This is a genomic window from Streptomyces sp. NBC_01381 (assembly GCF_026340305.1).
GTDB lineage: Bacteria > Actinomycetota > Actinomycetes > Streptomycetales > Streptomycetaceae > Streptomyces.
The window spans coordinates 328614-347232 of record NZ_JAPEPI010000001.1 but is presented as its reverse complement, the minus strand read 5'-3'; the positions used below and the strand labels follow the sequence as shown (position 1 = coordinate 347232).

The 18619-nt window shown below is 72.2% G+C and carries 20 protein-coding genes; 15 read left to right on the top strand and 5 right to left on the bottom strand.

Annotated elements, in window-relative coordinates:
* Positions 1 to 127: 127 nt before the first annotated feature.
* On the top strand, positions 128 to 1093 hold the full coding sequence (locus OG453_RS01710) for a hypothetical protein (RefSeq protein WP_266863752.1): 966 nt from the start codon (positions 128 to 130) through the stop codon (positions 1091 to 1093).
* A 148-nt stretch (positions 1094 to 1241) separates the two neighbouring features.
* On the opposite strand, the gene OG453_RS01705 is transcribed toward OG453_RS01710, so the two are convergent.
* Positions 1242 to 2585: a PH domain-containing protein gene (locus OG453_RS01705; RefSeq protein WP_266863750.1), complete on the bottom strand. Its 1344-nt coding sequence runs from the start codon at positions 2583 to 2585 to the stop codon at positions 1242 to 1244.
* The gene (locus OG453_RS01700; protein WP_266863748.1) at positions 2582 to 3091 is read right to left on the bottom strand and encodes a PH domain-containing protein; all 510 of its coding nucleotides are present in this window, start codon (positions 3089 to 3091) and stop codon (positions 2582 to 2584) included. Before OG453_RS01700 ends, OG453_RS01705 begins: the two co-directional genes overlap by 4 nt.
* 63 nt (positions 3092 to 3154) lie before the next feature.
* On the opposite strand from OG453_RS01700, the gene OG453_RS01695 reads away from it, so the two are divergent.
* Positions 3155 to 4306 carry an NADH-quinone oxidoreductase subunit D gene (locus OG453_RS01695; protein ID WP_266863746.1) on the top strand — a complete coding sequence of 384 codons (1152 nt, stop codon included), beginning with the start codon at positions 3155 to 3157 and terminating at the stop codon, positions 4304 to 4306.
* Here the strand turns inward: OG453_RS01695 and OG453_RS01690 are convergent.
* The gene (locus tag OG453_RS01690; RefSeq protein ID WP_266863744.1) at positions 4271 to 5323 is read right to left on the bottom strand and encodes an SAM-dependent methyltransferase; all 1053 of its coding nucleotides are present in this window, start codon (positions 5321 to 5323) and stop codon (positions 4271 to 4273) included. The two genes, OG453_RS01695 and OG453_RS01690, sit on opposite strands and share 36 nt — an antisense overlap.
* Before the next feature lie 105 nt (positions 5324 to 5428).
* Between OG453_RS01690 and OG453_RS01685 the strand changes: the two genes are divergently transcribed.
* Together OG453_RS01685 and OG453_RS01680 are read left to right on the top strand one after the other, a co-directional pair.
* On the top strand, positions 5429 to 6631 hold the full coding sequence (locus tag OG453_RS01685; protein ID WP_266863742.1) for a sensor histidine kinase: 1203 nt from the start codon (positions 5429 to 5431) through the stop codon (positions 6629 to 6631).
* A gap of 106 nt (positions 6632 to 6737) precedes the next feature.
* A complete protein-coding gene (locus tag OG453_RS01680) occupies positions 6738 to 7412 on the top strand; it encodes a response regulator transcription factor (RefSeq protein WP_135330518.1) in 675 nt (224 codons plus the stop codon).
* 101 nt (positions 7413 to 7513) lie between these two features.
* On the opposite strand, the gene OG453_RS01675 is transcribed toward OG453_RS01680, so the two are convergent.
* The gene (locus OG453_RS01675; protein ID WP_266863738.1) at positions 7514 to 8620 is read right to left on the bottom strand and encodes a DUF5937 family protein; all 1107 of its coding nucleotides are present in this window, start codon (positions 8618 to 8620) and stop codon (positions 7514 to 7516) included.
* A 238-nt stretch (positions 8621 to 8858) separates the two neighbouring features.
* Between OG453_RS01675 and OG453_RS01670 the strand changes: the two genes are divergently transcribed.
* Positions 8859 to 9119, top strand: a complete 261-nt coding sequence (locus tag OG453_RS01670; protein WP_266863736.1) for a hypothetical protein — start codon at positions 8859 to 8861, stop codon at positions 9117 to 9119.
* Here the strand turns inward: OG453_RS01670 and OG453_RS01665 are convergent.
* Positions 9076 to 10299: a low specificity L-threonine aldolase gene (locus OG453_RS01665; RefSeq protein WP_266863734.1), complete on the bottom strand. Its 1224-nt coding sequence runs from the start codon at positions 10297 to 10299 to the stop codon at positions 9076 to 9078. The genes OG453_RS01670 and OG453_RS01665 overlap by 44 nt on opposite strands.
* Positions 10300 to 10446: 147 nt before the next feature.
* Between OG453_RS01665 and OG453_RS01660 the strand changes: the two genes are divergently transcribed.
* From OG453_RS01660 to OG453_RS01615, 10 genes are all read left to right on the top strand, one after another.
* On the top strand, positions 10447 to 11385 hold the full coding sequence (locus OG453_RS01660) for a Rossmann-like and DUF2520 domain-containing protein (RefSeq protein ID WP_266863732.1): 939 nt from the start codon (positions 10447 to 10449) through the stop codon (positions 11383 to 11385).
* Positions 11382 to 12383 (top strand): pantoate--beta-alanine ligase, encoded by a 1002-nt coding sequence (panC, locus tag OG453_RS01655; protein ID WP_266863730.1) that lies wholly within the window; start codon positions 11382 to 11384, stop codon positions 12381 to 12383. The genes OG453_RS01660 and panC overlap by 4 nt, the downstream gene beginning before the upstream one ends.
* Positions 12380 to 14092 (top strand): L-aspartate oxidase, encoded by a 1713-nt coding sequence (locus OG453_RS01650; RefSeq protein ID WP_266863728.1) that lies wholly within the window; start codon positions 12380 to 12382, stop codon positions 14090 to 14092. Before panC ends, OG453_RS01650 begins: the two co-directional genes overlap by 4 nt.
* Entirely contained in the window at positions 14089 to 15078 is a 990-nt protein-coding gene (gene nadC / locus OG453_RS01645) for a carboxylating nicotinate-nucleotide diphosphorylase (protein ID WP_266863726.1), read from the top strand. The genes OG453_RS01650 and nadC overlap by 4 nt, the downstream gene beginning before the upstream one ends.
* Before the next feature lie 7 nt (positions 15079 to 15085).
* Positions 15086 to 15892 carry a type III pantothenate kinase gene (locus OG453_RS01640; RefSeq protein WP_266863724.1) on the top strand — a complete coding sequence of 269 codons (807 nt, stop codon included), beginning with the start codon at positions 15086 to 15088 and terminating at the stop codon, positions 15890 to 15892.
* Positions 15893 to 15994: 102 nt separating this feature from the next.
* Positions 15995 to 16333, top strand: a complete 339-nt coding sequence (locus OG453_RS01635) for a hypothetical protein (protein ID WP_266863722.1) — start codon at positions 15995 to 15997, stop codon at positions 16331 to 16333.
* A gap of 84 nt (positions 16334 to 16417) precedes the next feature.
* A complete protein-coding gene (locus tag OG453_RS01630) occupies positions 16418 to 17098 on the top strand; it encodes a hypothetical protein (protein ID WP_266863720.1) in 681 nt (226 codons plus the stop codon).
* Between the two features lie 14 nt (positions 17099 to 17112).
* Positions 17113 to 17283 (top strand): hypothetical protein, encoded by a 171-nt coding sequence (locus OG453_RS01625; RefSeq protein WP_266863718.1) that lies wholly within the window; start codon positions 17113 to 17115, stop codon positions 17281 to 17283.
* A 169-nt stretch (positions 17284 to 17452) separates the two neighbouring features.
* Positions 17453 to 17860, top strand: coding sequence for a BlaI/MecI/CopY family transcriptional regulator (locus tag OG453_RS01620; protein ID WP_323178591.1), 408 nt, complete (start codon positions 17453 to 17455; stop codon positions 17858 to 17860).
* Between the two features lie 9 nt (positions 17861 to 17869).
* Positions 17870 to 18403 (top strand): amino-acid N-acetyltransferase, encoded by a 534-nt coding sequence (locus OG453_RS01615; protein WP_266863714.1) that lies wholly within the window; start codon positions 17870 to 17872, stop codon positions 18401 to 18403.
* Positions 18404 to 18619 lie beyond the last annotated feature (216 nt).

Below are 18619 nucleotides of genomic sequence, written 5' to 3'. Positions count from 1 at the left end.
TTGGCGCGGCCGAAAGTGGAGTCGAGTGGCCGAAGAGGATCGGCAAGGGTGGGGAATCAGCGCTGTGGCACTGTCATTTTGGCGCCCGGGGCACCAGAGTTCGCCTACGCGCGGTAAGTTTCTGGCCATGCCACGTGGACGCCACCGCCATTCCCCACCCTTGCACCGGCTGCTTCCCCCCTCGACGGTCGCAGGCCTCTCTCTCGTCTGCGCCGGCGGCGCCTGGCTCTTCGCGGAACCGACCGTGCTCCGCGGCCTGACCGCGGCGGCCGCCGCGGCCGCCGTCGTGGGCTCCGTCGTCATGCGCCGCTGGGACCTCGCGGCCGGCAAGCAGGTCGCCGAGCTCGGCCGCGCCCGCAAGAGCGACGAGTGGCGCTACGACGAACGGATAGCGGAGTGCGAGTCCGACCTCGACGAGTCCCGCGAGCTGCGCGGCCGCCTGGAGACGAAGCTGCGCGCCAAGCGGGCGGAGCTTGCCGCGCTGCGCAATGAGCACGCGGCGCTCCTTCGCCGGTACGCCACGGCGGAGACCGAGCGGGCCAGTGCGCTGGAGGGGCGGCGGCTCCTCGCCATCGAGGCGTCGACTCCGGCGCGGGCGCTGCCGCCGGCTCCGGTCCAGGCCTCGGCGCCGGTCCCGGCCCAGGCCAAGGCTCCGGAGAGCGCGACTCCGTCGCTGTACCTGCGGGCGAACGCCGCGCTGGACCGTCTGACGCCGAAGCCGTCCGACTCCGGCGCGGACGGAGACGAGGCGCGGGGGAAGTCCGGGGCGGCCGACGGGTACGGCGGGCACGAGCGCGCGGTCGCCGTCGCGCCGCCCGCGCAGACCCGGCGCCCGGTCGTCCAGGGCGGTTTCGACTTCTTCGGCACGAAGGGCGCGGCGCCCGCCGCGCTGGAAGCCGTGCAGAACGCGGACCTCGCGGACGTGGTGGGCGAGGAGGCACTCGCCCTGCACAAGGCGGAGGCCGAGTCGGACTTCAAGCAGGCTCCCGCGGAGGGCGCGGGCGGTGCGGCGGGTCAGGTCATCGACCTGACGGCGCATGACGAGACGGAGCAGATCGACGTGGCTGAGCTGCGGACCGCGCTGCGGGCGTAGCTGGGCCCCGCCGTGGCTCGGTACCGGGGCTCCGCCCCGGACCCCGCTCAAGACCGCCGCTTCGCGGCGGATCTTTCCCGCCCTCCCCCAAGCTCTTAATGAGCAGGGGGGACCCCCTTCCCGATTGCCCGGCAGCTGAACCCTCACATCAAGCCATCCACCGATCCGGCAGCGCATCCCTCCGCCCCGTACGCGACCGCTCCGCCTGCGCCTCCAGGAGCGAAACCGCCTCCCCCGTAGGACGCAGCCGCGCGGTCACCGTCTTGTTCGCGCCGGTGTCCACCACCACGTCCGCCACCCCCTTGTGCCGCTCCCACGGCCCCTGCGTGAGCCGCACGCTCTGCACCTTCGCGTGCGGCACCAACGACAGGCGCCGCCGCAGCAGACCGTGCCGCGCGGCGAACACCGTGTCCGTCACCGTGAGGCCGTACCCCTTCCACCACACCGGAAGGCACCACGCCGCGCGCGAGGGCGGCCGGATCAGCTCGGCGGCGGCCGGCACCCGGACGCCCGGCAGGATCCGTGCGATCACCGCCTCGGCGACGTCCCGGGGCGCGACCGGGACCAGGACGCCGTTGGCGGAGCCCGCCACGTCCAGCTCGACCCGCACCCACCCGCGCCGCCGCCACAGCCACGGCTCCACGACCCGCACGGTCTGCACCCGCCCCGGCGGCACCGTCTCGTGCGCCTTGTCGAGCAGCCCGTGGTCGATGCGCAGACCGTCGGGGGACTCGCCCACCTTCCAGTCGTACTCGCCTATGAAGCGCCCCACGCTGCTCGCGAAGGCGCCGCCCAGCATGGGAAGGCCGGTCGCGAGGACCGTCCACAGGCTGTGGGTGACGAACCACAGGAACGGCGGCACGATCAGCGTGGCGATGAGCATGCCCCACGTAGTGCCGGTCAGGAGAAGGGAGATCGCGAGCATGCGCGGTTGTACGTGCACCAGATTCCTGACCGGCGCCTCGCCGACCTCGCGGGCCTCATCGGGGGCGAAACCGGCCGCCCGCGCGAGGAGTTCGGCCCGTAGGACAGCGGCCTCCTCCTCGCCCAGATAGGCGAGTTCGTCCTTGCTCTCCGCTCCGACGACGTCCAGCTTGAGCTTGGCGACGCCCGCCATCCGGGCCGCGAGCGGCTGCGTCACGTCCACGGCCTGGAGCCGGTCGAGCCGGATGTGCGCGGTGCGCCTGAAGACCAGGCCGGTGCGGATGCGCAGCTCGGTGTCGGTGACCGCGAAGTGCGTGAACCACCAGCTGAGAAAGCCGTAGAGGGCGCCGCCCAGGAGGACGACGGCGAGCCCGGCAAGCAGCTGGGTCACGGCGAGTTCGGAGACGCGCCGCTGGGTGCCGTTCGGGTCGTGCACCGCGAAGCCCACGAGGACCGCGACCGGCGCCCAGGCCCTGCGCAGGGGCGTGACGGGGTGCAGACGCCGCTCTCGTACGTCGTCGGGGCCGCGGGTGTGTTCTTCCCCCGCCGCCTCGCGTACGCCGCTCACAGCCCCGCCGAGCGGGCCTCGCCCAGCTCGGTGAGCCGGTCGCGGAGCCGCTCGGCCTCCTCGGGGAGCAGTCCGGGGATCCGCGCGTCCGTGGCGGCGGCCGCCGTGTGCAGCTGCACGCCCGCGAGCCCGAAGTGCCGCGCCACCGGTCCCGATGTGACCTCGACGAGCTGCATCCGGCCGTAGGGGACGATCGTCTCCTCGCGCCAGAGCACGCCCCTGCTGATCAGGAGGTCGTCGGAGCGCTCCGCGTACTTCCAGGACCGCCAGTTGCGCTCCAGCATCGGCCAGCCCCACACCACGAAGGCGAGCGGCAGCAGCGCGAAGAACGCCCACGCCGGTCCGGCGAACACCCCCAGGAGCACCCCTACGGCCACCGCCATCGGCACCAGCCACACCACCAGGAGAAGCCGTCGCATTCTGAGCAGTCCCCTGGGCAGCCCGGTCCATACCGGCTGTGCCTCTGTCCCCGCCGGTCGCGCGGGTTCCGCCGTCCCCGTATCCATGCCGCAAGCGTACGTATGCCGGGTCACAGTCGCGTATGCCACCGCGTACGAGAGAATGCGCGCATGAGCCCCACGACGGAGACCACGCTCGGCATCGGCGGCGCCGCGGAGAGCACCGACATGGTGCTCAACATCGGCCCGCAGCACCCGTCCACGCACGGCGTGCTGCGGCTGCGTCTCGTCCTCGACGGCGAGCGGATCCAGCATGCGGAGCCGGTCATCGGCTATATGCACCGTGGTGCGGAGAAGCTCTTCGAGGCGCGTGACTACCGGCAGATCGTGATGCTGGCCAACCGGCACGACTGGCTGTCCGCGTTCTCCAACGAGCTCGGGGTCGTCCTTGGCGTGGAGCGCATGCTCGGCATGGAGGTGCCCGAGCGCGCCGTCTGGATGCGCACGCTGCTCGCCGAGCTGAACCGCGTACTCAACCACCTGATGTTCCTGGGCTCGTATCCGCTCGAACTGGGCGGTATCACCCCGGTGTTCCACGCCTTCCGGGAGCGCGAGGAGCTCCAGAACGTGATGGAGGAGATCTCCGGCGGCCGGATGCACTACATGTTCAACCGCGTAGGCGGCCTCAAGGAGGACCTGCCCGCGGGATGGCCTTCACGCGCGCGTGCCGCCGTCGCATCGGTCCGCTCCCGCATGGACGTGTACGACAAGCTGGTGCTCGGCAACGAGATCTTCCGGGGCCGCACCCGCGGTGTCGGCGTGCTGTCCCCGGAGGCGGTGCACTCCTACGGAGTGAGCGGTCCCATCGCGCGTGCCTCCGGAGTCGACTTCGACCTGCGCCGCGACGAGCCGTATCTCGCGTACGGGGAACTGCAGGACACCCTGAAGGTCGTCACGCGTCAGGAGGGCGACTGCCTGGCCCGCTTCGAGGTGCTCCTGGAGCAGACCCACAACGCGCTCGCCCTCGCGGACGCCTGCCTCGACCGGCTCGCCGACCTGCCCCAGGGGCCGATCAACCAGCGCCTCCCGAAGGTCCTCAAGGCCCCCGAGGGCCACACGTACGCGTGGACCGAGAACCCGCTCGGCATCAACGGCTACTACCTGGTCTCCAAGGGCGAGAAGACGCCCTACCGCCTCAAGCTCCGCTCGGCCTCGTACAACAACATCCAGGCGCTGGTGGAACTCCTTCCGGGCCAGCTGGTCGCCGACATGGTGGCGATCCTGGGGTCACTGTTCTTCGTGGTCGGGGACATCGACAAGTAGCGGGTCCGCGCCAGGCAGCAGGCCTTCGAGCGGTACGCCGACCGGCTGGGCCAGCCATCCGAAGTCCCCGAGTCCGCCCGGCGCGGTGAGCTCCGCCGCCTCTCCCGCGCGCGTGAGGGCCCGTACGTACGCGGCCGGGTCGGTGGAGGCGAGGGACAGCGGCGGGCGGGCGCCGCTCACCCCCAGCGCGCCGAGCGCCGCCCGCTGGGTGAGCAGCGTCGCCCCCTCCAGCGCGCAGGCGTCCAACGCCACATGGGCGGTGATGTCGCAGTCGCCGTCCGGCACGGGCACCGTCTCGCGGCCCGCGCGAAAGCCCGTCAGGGTGCCGAACGGCGGTCGTGCCGCCCGGTCGTGCGCGTAGTCGACCGCGACGGCGAGGCCGCGCGTCAGCGTCGCCACGGCCGCCGCCCACGCCTCGTCACGCGGGCGGCCGATCTCCGCGCGCAGGCCCGGCTCCGGGGGCAGCGGCCACCAGCGCGCGAGCCAGGAGGCGTCCGCGCCGTCGACGGCGGCCCCGAGCGATTCGGTGCCGTCGTCGCGCACGAGGACCCGGCGCACGACACCGTCCGGCGCCACCTCGGCGATGTCCAGGGGGACGTTGTCAAGGCACTCGTTGGCGAAGAGCAGACCCGTGACGCCGGCCGGCGCCCGGTCCCGCCACTCGACACGCGGGTCGAGGCCTTCGGGGCGCGCGGCGCGCTCAACCGCGTACGCACGCGTGCGTGCCGCCACTTCGGGGGGCAGCGCGGCCAGGACGCCCGCGGTCAGCTCGCCGCGGCCCGCGCCGAGGTCCACGAAGGCCAGCTCGGCGGGGTGGCCGAGCGCCTCGTCCACGCGGCAAAGAAGACGGGCCACGGCCGCGGCGAAGAGCGGCGACGCATGCACCGACGTGCGGAAATGCGCCGCGGGTCCGCCGGGGCGCAGATAGAAGCCCGCAGGGCCGTAGAGCGCCTCCTCGGTGGCCTCACGCCAGCCCCGCCACACGTCCCGCCGCTCACCCCGGACCTCGTTCGTCACGCGAGAAGGCTAAGCGCGCCTCCACCTTGGGGAGTACACGTGCCGGGTGCGGATCGGCCCTCCGGTTGACCCCGGAGGGCCGTGCGGCTGCCTACGCTGGGTTACGTGCAGCGCGTCTATGACTTCCTCCGCAGACACCCGACCGGGGTCGATGGCTTCTGGGCCCTCTTCCTGCTCGGGATCTCCGGCCTGGGCCTGGTCTCCATGGCCGAGGGGGACGGCAGAGACCCGGGTGTCGCGGCCGCCGTGATCGTCGTCGGCCTGTCCGTCGTCGTCGCGCTGCGCCGCAAGGCCACCGAGAAGATGCTGATCCTCGCCGCCGTGCTCGGCGTCGCCCAGCTGGTCTTCGACGCGAAGACGATGCCCGCCGACTTCGCGATGCTGGTGATCATCTACACCGCGTCGGCCGACGGCGCGAAGTGGGCCTCGCGGTTCGCCCTTACGGGCGGTCTGTGTGCGGCGCCGCTCTCGTCGTTGCGCTGGCCGGAGGAGAGCATAAGTTCCTTCGGCAACATCCTCTTCACGGTCTTCCAGATGGTGCCCTTCGCGCTGGCCTGGGTGCTCGGCGACTCGATCCGCACCCGCCGCGCCTATCTGGCCCAGCTGGAGGAGCGCGCCGACCGCCTGGAGAAGGAGCGTGCGGCCCAGTCCAAGGTCGCCGTGGCCGCCGAGCGGGCCCGGATCGCCCGCGAGCTGCACGACGTCGTCGCGCACAACGTCTCGGTGATGGTCGTCCAGGCCGACGGCGCCGCGTACGTCCTCGACAGCGCCCCCGAGCAGGCGAAGCAGGCCCTGGAGACCATCTCGGGCACCGGCAGGCAGGCGCTCGCCGAGATGCGCAGGCTGCTCGGCGTGCTGCGCACCGGAGAGCACCAGGAGAGCGGCGAGTACGTCCCGCAGCCCGATGTCGAGCAGCTCGACGAGCTCATCGAGCAGGTGCGCACGGCAGGACTGCCCGTCGACTTCAAGGTCGAGGGCACCCCGCGCCCGCTGCCGAGCGGCGTGGAGCTGACCGCGTACCGCATCGTGCAGGAGGCGCTCACCAACACCCGTAAGCACGGCGGCGAGAACACCGGGGCGAGCGTGCGCCTGGTCTACTTCGACGACGGCCTGGGGCTGCTCGTCGAGGACGACGGCAAGGGCGCCCCGCACGAGCTGTACGAGGACGGCGGCGCCGACGGCAGCGGGCACGGCCTGATCGGCATGCGCGAGCGCGTCGGCATGGTCGGCGGCACGCTGGACGCGGGGCCGCGGCCCGGCGGCGGCTTCCGCATCAGTGCGCTGCTCCCGCTGAAGCCCGCGAGCTGACACCTGTCACCGAACCGTCCACGCCATAGGCTGACGAACTCATCTGAACTCAGCCACTGAACTCACCAACTCATCCACAGAACTCATCCACGAAGGGGCACCCTTGATGTCGATCCGCGTCATGCTCGTCGACGACCAGGCGCTGCTGCGCACGGGGTTCCGGATGGTGCTCGCAGCCCAGCCGGACATGGAGGTCGTCGCGGAGGCGGGCGACGGCGTCGAGGCGCTGGAGGCACTGCGGTCGACCAAGGTCGACGTGGTCCTCATGGACGTACGCATGCCGAAACTGGACGGCGTGGAGACGACCCGGCGCATCTGCCAGGACGAGAATCCACCCAAGGTGCTGATCCTGACGACCTTCGATCTCGACGAGTACGCCTTCTCGGGGCTGAAGGCGGGTGCTTCCGGCTTCATGCTGAAGGACGTGCCTCCGGGGGAGCTGCTCGCCGCGATCCGGTCCGTGCACAGCGGTGACGCCGTGGTCGCGCCGTCCACCACGCGGCGCCTGCTCGACCGTTTCGCACCGATGCTGCCGAACGCGGGCGGCCAGCCGCAGCACAAGGAGCTCGAACGGCTCACGGACCGCGAGCGCGAGGTCATGGTCCTGGTCGCCCAGGGGCTTTCGAACGGCGAGATCGCGGCGCGGCTCGTCCTGTCGGAGGCCACCGTCAAGACGCACGTGGGACGCATCCTGACCAAGCTCGGGCTGCGGGACCGCGTGCAGGTGGTGGTCCTCGCGTACGAGACGGGTCTGGTGCGGGCGGGGGGCGGCGGGGTCTGAGAGCTGCCGGTGCGGTTCGGTGCGCCCCGAAGGGGCGCGGGGAACTGCGCGACCAGCCCCCACCGGCCCGCAGATCCATCACCGCACTTCCAGCGGAGCGCTCAGCGGAGCACCCCCTCGATGAAGTCGCTGCCCAGGCGTGACACCACGCCGATGTCCAGCTGGTGCTGCACATAGCGCCCGCGGCGCCGTGTCGTGACGAGCCCGGCCTTCTTCAGGACGCTGAGGTGGCGTGACACCTCGGGCGCCGTCAGGCCGTGCGCGTCCGCAAGCTCGCCCGTGGTGTACGCCCCGCGTGCGAGGTGGCGGCACAGGCGCATCCGGGCCGGGTGGGCGAGCGCGGACATGCGGCGGGTCAGCTGCTCTACGGAGGGCGGGGCGGTGAGCCCGGGTCCGCTGATGGGGTACGTGATCGCGGGCTGCCAGCCATAGCGGTGCAGCACCATCAGATGGGGCCAGCCGAGGCTGGTCGGGACGAGGACGAGGCTGCCGTCCCCCGTGACCGTGCGCCCCTCGGTGATCTTGTCGAAGGTGATGAGCCGGGCCTCCTCGTCCAGGGAGGCCGCACCGGACACCGCCTTCAGGGCCTCGGCGAGGCCCTTGCGGCGCAGCAGGTCGGTCTTGTGCCGGGCGTCGGCGGCGAGCTGGTGCTGCAGGCGCTCCCAGGTGTCCGCGAAGAACGCCTCGTCGCAGTCCTCCACCAGCTGCCGGAACCAGGCGCGGACCGCGGACGGGTCGTCGAGCAGCCGCCGGGTGAAGCGCACCTGGTGCGGGCCTCGGGCGGCGGCCAGCTCCAGGGCGCGCTGCTGCACCTCAGGGGTGCCCAGGATGGAGCGGTTCGGCTCCGCGTACGACGACTGGCAGGTGAACTCCAGGGCGGCGTCCACGAATTGCTCGTCGGTCAGCTTGTCGAGGAGGTCGAGCTCCTCGGCGAGCGTGGCGCCCGGGAGTGCCTGCCTGCCGGGGATGCCGGCGAACGGCGCGAAGACGTCCGAGAACGTCGTGCGCCACAGGAAGTCCGCGTCGCACATGCGGTCCGCGAGGCATGGATCCATGCGCGCGGACACCGCCGTCGCCCAGCCCTGGAGCCCCGGGTGGTGGCCCGGCTCCGCCAGCGCGTGCAGCGCCATGCCGAGCTCGGCCAGGGGCGAGGGCACGACGTGGATCCGCTCCGGGAGCAGCCCGGTGATGTCGATGCTCACGCTCATGGCCCCATGGTGCACCCCGCCACCGACATCCCCGCCGTCGATTGACGGTCGGCGTCAATCGACGCGACGGCGTGGGGTCGGCGGGCGCAGTCTGTGGTGAGCGGGACGCAGCAAGCGGGGCACAGCACCCCGGGACCTGCCCTTCCCGCACCCTCCATGCCCTTCATGTGTCGACGCTGCTTCCCGTCGACCCACGAGTGCCCGATAAGTACCATTTACCCCGAGAGGCGAGGTCATCATGAGCATCACGCAGCAGTACCTCCTCGACAGCTACCGCGCCGCCCAGCACGACGAGCGCACCCCACCCGCCCCCGGTCAGCACGACTGGCAGGTCATCCGCGAGATGCGCGACTACGGGCGCTTCCAGGCCGTCGTCGAGGAACGCCCCGCCCACGGATGGATCCGGGCCGCCCTGGCCCGGCTCGCCCACTCCGTCCACCTCGGCCGGGGATCCGTCAGCCGGGGAGCCGCCGCACGAACTCCGCGACCGCATCATTGACGTCGTCGGCCGTCCACTCCAGGCCCGCCCCGGTCACGGTGACCTCCGTGACCGAGAGGCCGGGCGGGCCGTCGGGGAACCAGCGGCCGAACAGCAGGGTCTTGGTCTCCTCGGCCTGGGCGAGCGACGCCTCGGTCAGGACTTCGGAGTCGTACGGCAGCCAGACCTGGAACTGATGGGTGTGCGGCCGCTCGGGGTGCACGCGCGACCACGGCACCCCGGCCGCCGCGAACCCTTCGCGCAGCGCGTCGGCGACCACGCGCGCGTGGGCCACGTAATCGGGCAGCCGGGGCAGCGTGTGCTTCAGGCCGAGCAGCGCGGACACGGCGGCCGGGAACTGCTGGAACAGCTGGCCTCCGTAGCGGTGGCGCCAGACCCTCGCCTCCTCGACGAGCGTGCGCGGCCCGGCGAGCACGGCGCCGCTCAGGCCTTCGAGGGACTTGTAGAACGACACGTACACCGTGTCCGCGAGAGCCGCGATCTCCGTCAGCGGGCGGCCGAAGTGCGGCGTGCACTCCCACAGCCGGGCGCCGTCGAAGTGCACGACCGCGTCGCGTTCGCGGGCCGCCTCCACGACCGCTTCAAGCTCCTCCCAGGTCGGCAGGACGAAACCGGCGTCCCGGAGCGGCAGTTCGAGCATCAGCGTCCCGAAGGGTTCCTCGAAGTCCCGCACTTCGTCGGCCGTGGGCAGCCGTGGCTCCCTCGTCGGGTGGACCGTGCGCAGACCGCTCACCACGGAGAAGGCGCCCCCTTCGTGGACCTCGGGGTGCGCGACCGGGTGCAGGGCGACCGTCGCGTTGCCGGTGCGGCCCGCCCAGCAGCGCAGGGCGACCTGCTGGGCCATCGTGCCGGTCGGGAAGAAGGCGGCCGCCTCCTTGCCGAGCAGGCGCGCGACCTCGTCCTCCAGGGTGGCGACGACGGCGTCGCCGTAGACGTCGGTGGGGTCGTCCGGGCCGACGACCTCGTGGGCCGCGGCCGCCAGGGCCGACAGGCGCTCGGCGAGCGGCACGACCAAGGGCGAGCGGTTCAGGGCCCGGGCTGCGCCACGGGCCGCCGCCGAGCGCCGGGCGCGCCCGTCCGGGTCCTCCGCGGAGTCCTCCGCAGGTCCGTCCCCGAGCGCTTCGGGCTGATGCGTGGGCTGTTCCTGGGGGCGCTCGTCTTCCGCCTCGTACGCAGTCATCCTTCGAGCATGGCCTGCCCGAGGCCACCAGTCATACGAATACCCACAGCCTGTGGACAGCCGAAGACGCGCCACGGACCGATCGCGTTAGCATGACGAGAAATCGTCCGGTACCCCGAGCGGACTGGAACGGGAAGGCGTCATCGCGTGAACGCACCTCATCAGCCAGACCCGCGGGACCGCCCCGCGAGGCTCACGGTGGGCGTCGTGGGAGCGGGCCGGGTCGGCCCCGCGCTCGCCGCGGCGCTCCAGCTCGCCGGGCACCGCCCGGTCGCCGCGTCCGGTGTCTCCGACGCGTCGGTGCGCAGGGCCGCGGTCCTGCTGCCCGACGTCCCCCTCGTCCCGCCCGCCCAGGTCCTGGAGCGCGCCGACCTCGTCCTCCTGACCGTGCCGGACGACGTGCTTCCGGGCCTGGTCGACGGGCTCGTCGAGACCGGCGCCGTCCGCCCCGGCCAGCTCATCGTGCACACATCGGGGCGGTACGGCACGAAGGTGCTCGACCCTGCGCTGCGGGCCGGCGCCCTGCCGCTCGCGCTGCACCCCGCGATGACCTTCACCGGCACCCCCGTGGACGTACAGCGGCTTGCCGGCTGCTCCTTCGGCGTGACCGCCCCCGACGAGCTGCGGCTCGCGGCCGAGGCGCTCGTCATCGAGATGGGCGGCGAGCCCGAGTGGATCGCCGAGGAGTCGCGGCCGCTCTACCACGCGGCCCTCGCACTCGGCGCGAACCACCTGGTCACCCTGGTCGCCGAGTCCATGGAGCTGCTCCGGGACGCGGGCGTCGAGGCCCCCGACCGGATGCTCGGCCCGCTGCTCGGCGCCGCCCTCGACAACGCGCTGCGGTCCGGCGACGCCGCCCTCACCGGACCCGTCGCACGCGGGGACGCGGGCACCGTCGCCGCCCACGTCGCCGAGCTGCGCAAGCACGCCCCGCAGACCGTCGCCGGATACCTGGCGATGGCTCGCGCCACCGCCGACCGCGCGCTCGCCCACGGACTGCTCAAGCCGGAGCTCGCCGAGGACCTCCTGGGGGTCCTGGCCAACGGCGCGGGCGGGGCCGGCGACACCGAGGGAGACAGCCGATGACCGGCCTCCTGCACACCGCCGACGCCCTGCGCACGCGCACGCGTGCGGGCCGCCGTGCCGTCGTCATGACGATGGGCGCCCTGCACGAGGGCCACGCCACGCTCATCCGCACCGCACGCCGCATCGCGGGCGACGAGGGCGAGGTCGTCGTCACGGTCTTCGTCAACCCCCTCCAGTTCGGCGCGGGCGAGGACCTCGACCGCTATCCGCGTACCCTGGACGCCGACATCAAGATCGCCGAACAGGAGGGCGCGGACTTCGTGTTCGCCCCCTCCGTAGACGAGGTCTACCCCGGCGGCGAACCCCAGGTCCGCGTCAGCGCGGGACCCATGGGCACCCGCCTCGAAGGGGCCACACGGCCCGGCCACTTCGACGGCATGCTCACGGTCGTCGCCAAACTCCTTCACCTCACACGCCCCGATGTGGCGCTGTACGGACAGAAGGACGCCCAGCAGCTCGCCCTCATCCGCCGCATGGTGCGGGACCTGAACTTCGGCATCGAGATCGTCGGCGTACCGACGGTGCGCGAGGACGACGGCTTGGCGCTCTCCAGCCGCAACCGCTACCTGTCCGCGGCCGAGCGGCGCACCGCCCTCGCGCTCTCCCAGGCCCTCTTCGCGGGCCGCGACCGGCACGCGGCGCAGGAGGCCCTGCGCGCACGGGCGGCGAGCGCCCCCGCCACGCACGCGCGTGCCGCCGCCCTGAACGCGCTGGGGGAGTCCCGCGCCGCCGCCGACACCCACGCCGTCGCCCAGTCCGTCACACCGGCCGTGCCCGGCGGCCCCGCGGCCGTCCGCGCCGCGGCCCGCCAGGTCATCGACGAGGCGGCCCGCCGCCAACCCCCGCTCGAACTGGACTACTTGGCGCTCGTCGACCCCGCCGACTTCACGGACGTGGGGCCGGACCACACGGGCGACGCGGTTCTCGCCGTCGCGGCCAAGGTCGGCGCGACCCGGCTGATCGACAACATCCCGCTCACGTTCGGAGCCACCGCATGAGTGCCACCGGAATACGACTGCACGCCCCCGCCCCCGGCTGGTCCCTGGACGCCGACATCGTGGTCGTCGGCTCCGGAGTGGCCGGACTCACCGCCGCCCTGCGCTGCTCGGCGGCCGGCCTGAAGCCGGTCGTCGTCACCAAGGCCCGCCTGGACGACGGTTCCACGCGCTGGGCCCAGGGCGGCATCGCCGCGGCACTCGGCGAGGGCGACACCCCCGAACAGCACCTGGACGACACGCTCGTCGCGGGCGTGGGCCTGTGCGACGAAGAGGCCGTGCGCACCCTGGTCACCAAGGGCCCCGACGCCGTACGCCGCCTCATCGAGACCGGCGCCCACTTCGACACGGGCCCCGAAGGCGCCATCGAGCTGACCCGCGAGGGCGGCCACCACCGCCGCCGCATCGCGCACGCGGGTGGCGACGCGACCGGCGCTGAGATCTCCCGCGCCCTGGTCGAGGCGGTACGCGCGCGTGGCATACCGACCGTCGAGAACGCCCTGGCCCTCGACCTCCTCACGGACGCCGACGGCCGCACCGCCGGTGTCTCCCTGCACGTCATGGGCGAGGGCCAGCACGACGGCGTGGGCGCCGTGCACGCCCCCGCGGTGGTCCTCGCCACCGGCGGCATGGGCCAGGTCTTCTCCGCGACCACCAACCCGTCCGTGTCCACGGGAGACGGCGTCGCGCTCGCCCTGCGCGCGGGCGCCGAGGTGAGCGACCTCGAATTCGTGCAGTTCCACCCCACGGTGCTCTTCCTCGGCGCGGATGCGGAGGGCCAGCAGCCGCTGGTCTCCGAAGCCGTCCGGGGCGAGGGCGCGTACCTCGTGGACGCCGACGGCGTGCGCTTCATGGTCGGCCAGCACGAACTCGCCGAGCTCGCGCCCCGCGACATCGTCGCCAAGGGCATCACGCGCCGCATGCAGGAACAGGGCGCCGAGCACATGTACTTGGACGCCCGCCACTTCGGCGCCGACATGTGGGCGAGCCGCTTCCCGACGATCCTCGCCGCCTGCCGCGCCCACGGCATCGACCCGGTGACCGAGCCCATCCCCGTCGCCCCGGCCGCGCACTACGCCTCGGGCGGCGTCCGCACCGACCCGCACGGCCGCACCACGGTCCCGGGTCTGTACGCCTGTGGAGAGGTCGCCTGCACGGGCGTGCACGGCGCCAACCGCCTCGCCTCCAACTCCCTCCTGGAGGGCCTGGTCTACGCCGAGCGCATCGCCGCGGACATCGCCGCGCGCCACGCGGAAAACGCCCTCCACGCGCGCGTGCCCGCGCCGGTGTCCCACCCCGACACCCCCGAGCACCCCCTGCTGCCGCCCGAGGCCCGCTTCACCATCCAGCGCGTCATGACCGACGGCGCCGGAGTGCTCAGGTCCGCCGACTCCCTCTCCGAGGCCGCGGCCCGGCTGGCCCGCGTCCACGCCGAAGCCGCGGGCGCCCTCGCCGAGGACGGCAAGACCGCCGAGCCCGGCGTCGACACGTGGGAGACCACCAACCTCCTGTGCGTCGCCCGCGTCCTGGTGGCCGCGGCACAGCGCCGCGAGGAGACCCGCGGCTGCCACTGGCGCGAGGACCACGCCGACCGCGACGACGCGGCCTGGCGGCGCCACATCGTCGTACGCCTCAACGCGGACCGGACGCTGGCCGCGTGGACGACCGAGACGCCCGACTTCCCCCCGACGACAAGACTTCAGGAGAAGTGACCGTGAGCAGCACCCCCGACCTCCCCATCGCCCCCGTCGGCGGCGGCTGCGGCGACGCCTGCGGCTGCGGCGGAGACGACGCCTACGACCCCATGGAGTGCGGCCTCGACCCCGCCCTGGCGCAGCTCCTGGCCGACGCCGGGCTCGATCCCGTCCAGGTCGAGGACATCGCGCACATGGCGGTCTCGGAGGACCTGGACGGCGGCGTGGACGTCACCTCGGTCGCCACGATCCCCGAAGAGGCCGTCGCCACCGGCGACTTCACCGCCCGCGAGGCCGGCACGGTCGCGGGCCTGCGCGTCGCCGAGGCCGTCATCTCCCTCGTCTGCACGGACACCTTCGAGGTCGAGCGGCACGTCGACGACGGCGAGCGGGTCGAGGCGGGCGACACGCTGCTCAGCGTCACCACCCGCACCCGCGACCTGCTCACCGCCGAGCGCAGCGCGCTCAACCTCCTGTGCCGCCTCTCCGGGATCGCGACCGCCACGCGCGCGTGGGCCGACGCACTCGACGGCACGAACGCCAAGGTCCGCGACACCCGCAAGACGACGGCCGGGCTGCGCGCCCTGGAGAAGTACGCGGTCCGCATGGGCGGCGGCGTCAACCACCGCATGTCGCTCTCGGACGCGGCCCTGGTGAAGGACAACCACGTGGTGGCCGCCGGCGGCGTGGAGCAGGCCTTCAAGGCCGTACGCGAGGCCTTCCCCGACCTGGCCGTGGAGGTCGAGGTCGACACGCTCCACCAGCTGCGCGAGGTCGTGGACGCGGGCGCCGACCTGATCCTCCTGGACAACTTCACGCCGGGCGAGACCGAAGAGGCCGTGGCGATCGTGCACGGCCGCGCGATCCTGGAGTCCTCCGGCCGCCTCACCCTGGAGAACGCCCGCGCGTACGCGGACACGGGCGTCGACTTCCTCGCGGTGGGCGCCCTCACCCACTCCTCGCCGATCCTGGACATCGGCCTCGACCTGCGCGCGGCGGAGTGACGACGACATGCTGCTGACCATCGACGTCGGAAACACCCACACCGTCCTCGGCCTCTTCGACGGCGAGGAGATCGTCGAGCACTGGCGCATCTCCACCGAAGCCCGCCGCACCGCCGACGAGCTCGCCGTGCTGCTCAACGGCCTGATGGGCATGCACCCGCTGCTCGGCGACGAGCTGGGCGACGGCATCGACGGCATCGCCATCTGCTCGACGGTCCCCTCCGTCCTGCACGAACTGCGCGAGGTCACAAGGCGCTACTACGGAGACGTGCCCGCCGTCCTCGTGGAGCCCGGCATCAAGACCGGCGTGCCGATCCTCATGGACAACCCCAAGGAGGTCGGCGCCGACCGCATCATCAACGCGGTCGCCGCGGTCGAGCTCTACGGAGGGCCCGCCATCGTCGTCGACTTCGGTACGGCGACGACGTTCGACGCGGTCTCCGCGCGCGGCGAGTACACCGGCGGCGTCATCGCCCCCGGCATCGAGATCTCCGTCGAGGCGCTCGGCGTACGCGGCGCGCAGCTCCGCAAGATCGAGCTGGCCCGGCCGCGCAGCGTCATCGGCAAGAACACCGTGGAGGCCATGCAGTCGGGCATCCTGTACGGCTTCGCGGGCCAGGTCGACGGTGTCGTACAGCGCATGGCGCGCGAACTGGCGGGCCCCGGCGGCGATCCCGACGACGTCACGGTCATCGCGACCGGCGGCCTCGCGCCCATGGTGCTCGGCGAGGCCTCGGTCATCGACGAGCACGAGCCGTGGCTGACCCTGATCGGCCTGCGGCTGGTCTACGAGCGCAATGTTTCGCGCAGTTGACCGTTTCCGCACCTGAGCGGGGTTGCGCACACAACCCTCCGCCCCATACAAGAGTCTGCGCAGGGACGGGAGTTGGGCGGGTGTCTAGTGGGCGTGGGGCAAATGGGGCGTAGCGGAAGAGCGGCCGCGGCAGTGGCGGCCGCGGTGCTGATCGGGTTCGCGGGACCGGCGGGGACGGCCGCCGCGGTCCACGCGGTGCCCCCGGCCCCGGCCTCGATCGTGACCACGGTCCAGGCCGACGGCCCCGGCACGGCCACCGCCACGCGCACCGCGGGTACCACCAACACCCCCGAAGTCCCTGAGGCCCCCGCCTCCCCGGCCCCCGACGGAACCATGGCGGACACCGGCGCAGGCGTCCTCCCGTGGATCGCCCTCGCCGGGGCCGCGGCGCTCGGAGTCGGCGCGGTCGCCTTCGCGATGGTCCGCCGCCGCGCGGACTGACCTCCCCGGGGGCGTGGAAAGCCAAGCCACGCCAAAGATTGGCGTTAAGCCGATTTTGTCCGTTATCGAGCGTATCGTCGGCTCATGCCCACGCCATACGGATCCCGCGGCGGCATGGCCTTCAGTGCGGAGGAGCTGCGTGTGCTCCGCCGCGCCCTGGCCCTCGCCCTGCATCCCAGCCCCGTCTCCGACGAGGACGTCCAGGACTGCCTCCGCCTCGCCGACTCCGTCGACGAGGCGGCGCGCGAGGGCGCCAGACTCCGCGCCTTCATGCTGGCCGACCTCGCCCGCTACCGGGCGGCCCTGCCCGGCACCGCGACCGGCTACCTCGCGCTCCTGGAGGACGTCATCGGCTCCGGCCACCAGCCGGGCGCCGACGACCTCGCCGCGCTGCGAGCGCTGCGCGGCAACCCGGTCGCCGCCGCCCTCCTGGAACGCTGCCGCGCCCTCGCCGAACGCGACGTACGCGCCCGTCTGTCGGGGCGTGCGGCCGTGCAGACCAAGGCCGCCCCGCGTCCCCGCATCCCCGCGTCGCGCACCCGCCTGCTCGCCCTCCCCGGCGGCCGCGGCGACGCGGAGCGTCCCGAGGCGCCCAAGCCCAAGTCCCCGGCGACTCCGGCCCGCCGGCCCGCCGCCCCCGAGCCGGGCCGTCCCGTGCCGACCCCGGCCGAGGTCTTCCCGCCCAAGCGCCGCCCCGCGGACCCGGCCGACCCGGCGGCTCCGGCAAATCCGGCGGACCCGGCGCACCGGCTCGTGGCGGGCTAGCTACTCTGGGGGGCATGGACTACGTCTCCGCGCTCCTGCCCCCCGTAGTGATGGCCGTGTTCTTCACCGGTCTCATCGTGACGATCGTGAAGACCCAGGGCGGCGCCAACAAGGCCAAGGAGGACGCGGCCGTCGACGCCGCGATCACCCGCGCCGAGGGCGTCCGGCAGTCTCCGCAGCCCTGACCACGGCAGACTCCTTCCGGTGACCTCGGGTCACCCCTCGCACACGCACGGCGTACGACTCGCTCACATTCCGAGTCGTACGCCCTTTTTGTTGGGTAAATGACGCCTCCGCCACGTCCGTCATGGCATTAGTGACATCTCCCACTATTGTTCTGGTGTGCCTCGCCCCTTGGGAGAACTCGAAGACTCAGTCATGACACGGGTGTGGAAGTGGAACCGCCCCGTGACCGTTCGGGAAGTCCTTGAAGACCTTCAGCAGGAACGGTCCATCGCCTACACCACTGTCATGACCGTTTTGGACAATCTCCATCAGAAGGGCTGGGTGCGCCGTGAAGCGGAAGGCCGCGCCTATCGATATGAGGCGGTCTCCACTCGAGCCGCCTACGCGGCCGCACTGATGAACGAAGCATGGTCCCAGAGCGACAACCCCGCGGCCGCTCTTGTCGCGTTCTTCGGCATGATGTCGGAGGAACAGCGCGAAGCGCTCAGCGATGCGATGCGCATCGTTCAGGGACCGAACGTTCAGGCGCCGAACCCGCCGAACCCCGACGCGGCGGAGCGCGAAGCAGAACGATAGCGTCCGATCATGCCAGCAGAACCCCCTGAACTCAGCGCAAAAGCAGTCTCCGTACGCAGGGCGCGCACCGCCGATGTCCCGGCCGTGCGCGACCTCCTCGACTCCTACACCCGCCAGGGGATCCTGCTCGACAAAGCGACCGTCGCGCTTTACGAGTCGATCCAGGAGTTCTGGGTAGCGGAACGCGACGACAACGCCGAGGTCGTCGGCTGCGGTGCCCTGCATGTGATGTGGGAAGACCTCGCGGAAGTGCGCACGCTCGCGGTGAAGCCCGATGTCAAGGGCGTCGGAGTGGGACATCAGGTGTTGGGGAAGTTGCTGCAGACCGCTCGCTGGCTCGGTGTCCGGCGGGTTTTCTGTCTCACCTTCGAAGTCGACTTCTTCGCGAAGCACGGCTTCGTGGAGATCGGTGAGACGCCGGTCGACGGAGATGTCTACAGCGAGCTGCTGCGTTCCAATGACGAGGGTGTCGCCGAGTTCCTCGGCCTCGAACGAGTGAAACCGAACACCTTGGGCAACAGCCGGATGCTTCTGCATCTGTGATCGTCGCCGCGTATTCCGAACGCTGCTGCCCCGGTTCCCTATGTCCGAAACGCGCATGTTTCCTGGGTTCTCGGGGTCCCCGGTCTCTGCCAGGGGTTTGTGTTTTTCCAGCAAAAGCGGTTTGCTTTCCGATGTACTGCAGTACTGCATATAACAGGGGGCGGCGATTCAGCGGCTCACGCCGCACGATCCGGCCCTGAAGTTATCGATGAAAGG

Bases quoted from the DNA above. Each gene is read 5' to 3' on its own strand.
- OG453_RS01615 (WP_266863714.1), top strand. From the start codon at position 17,870: ATGCCAGCAGAACCCCCTGAACTCAGCGCAAAAGCAGTCTCCGTACGC.
- OG453_RS01680 (WP_135330518.1), top strand. From the start codon at position 6,738: ATGTCGATCCGCGTCATGCTCGTCGACGACCAGGCGCTGCTGCGCACG.
- OG453_RS01695 (WP_266863746.1), top strand. From the start codon at position 3,155: ATGAGCCCCACGACGGAGACCACGCTCGGCATCGGCGGCGCCGCGGAG.
- OG453_RS01635 (WP_266863722.1), top strand. From the start codon at position 15,995: ATGGGGCGTAGCGGAAGAGCGGCCGCGGCAGTGGCGGCCGCGGTGCTG.
- OG453_RS01625 (WP_266863718.1), top strand. From the start codon at position 17,113: ATGGACTACGTCTCCGCGCTCCTGCCCCCCGTAGTGATGGCCGTGTTC.
- OG453_RS01670 (WP_266863736.1), top strand. From the start codon at position 8,859: ATGAGCATCACGCAGCAGTACCTCCTCGACAGCTACCGCGCCGCCCAG.
- OG453_RS01650 (WP_266863728.1), top strand. From the start codon at position 12,380: ATGAGTGCCACCGGAATACGACTGCACGCCCCCGCCCCCGGCTGGTCC.
- OG453_RS01630 (WP_266863720.1), top strand. From the start codon at position 16,418: ATGCCCACGCCATACGGATCCCGCGGCGGCATGGCCTTCAGTGCGGAG.
- OG453_RS01640 (WP_266863724.1), top strand. From the start codon at position 15,086: ATGCTGCTGACCATCGACGTCGGAAACACCCACACCGTCCTCGGCCTC.
- OG453_RS01710 (WP_266863752.1), top strand. From the start codon at position 128: ATGCCACGTGGACGCCACCGCCATTCCCCACCCTTGCACCGGCTGCTT.
- OG453_RS01700 (WP_266863748.1), bottom strand. From the start codon at position 3,091: ATGGATACGGGGACGGCGGAACCCGCGCGACCGGCGGGGACAGAGGCA.
- panC (WP_266863730.1), top strand. From the start codon at position 11,382: ATGACCGGCCTCCTGCACACCGCCGACGCCCTGCGCACGCGCACGCGT.
- OG453_RS01675 (WP_266863738.1), bottom strand. From the start codon at position 8,620: ATGAGCGTGAGCATCGACATCACCGGGCTGCTCCCGGAGCGGATCCAC.
- OG453_RS01665 (WP_266863734.1), bottom strand. From the start codon at position 10,299: ATGACTGCGTACGAGGCGGAAGACGAGCGCCCCCAGGAACAGCCCACG.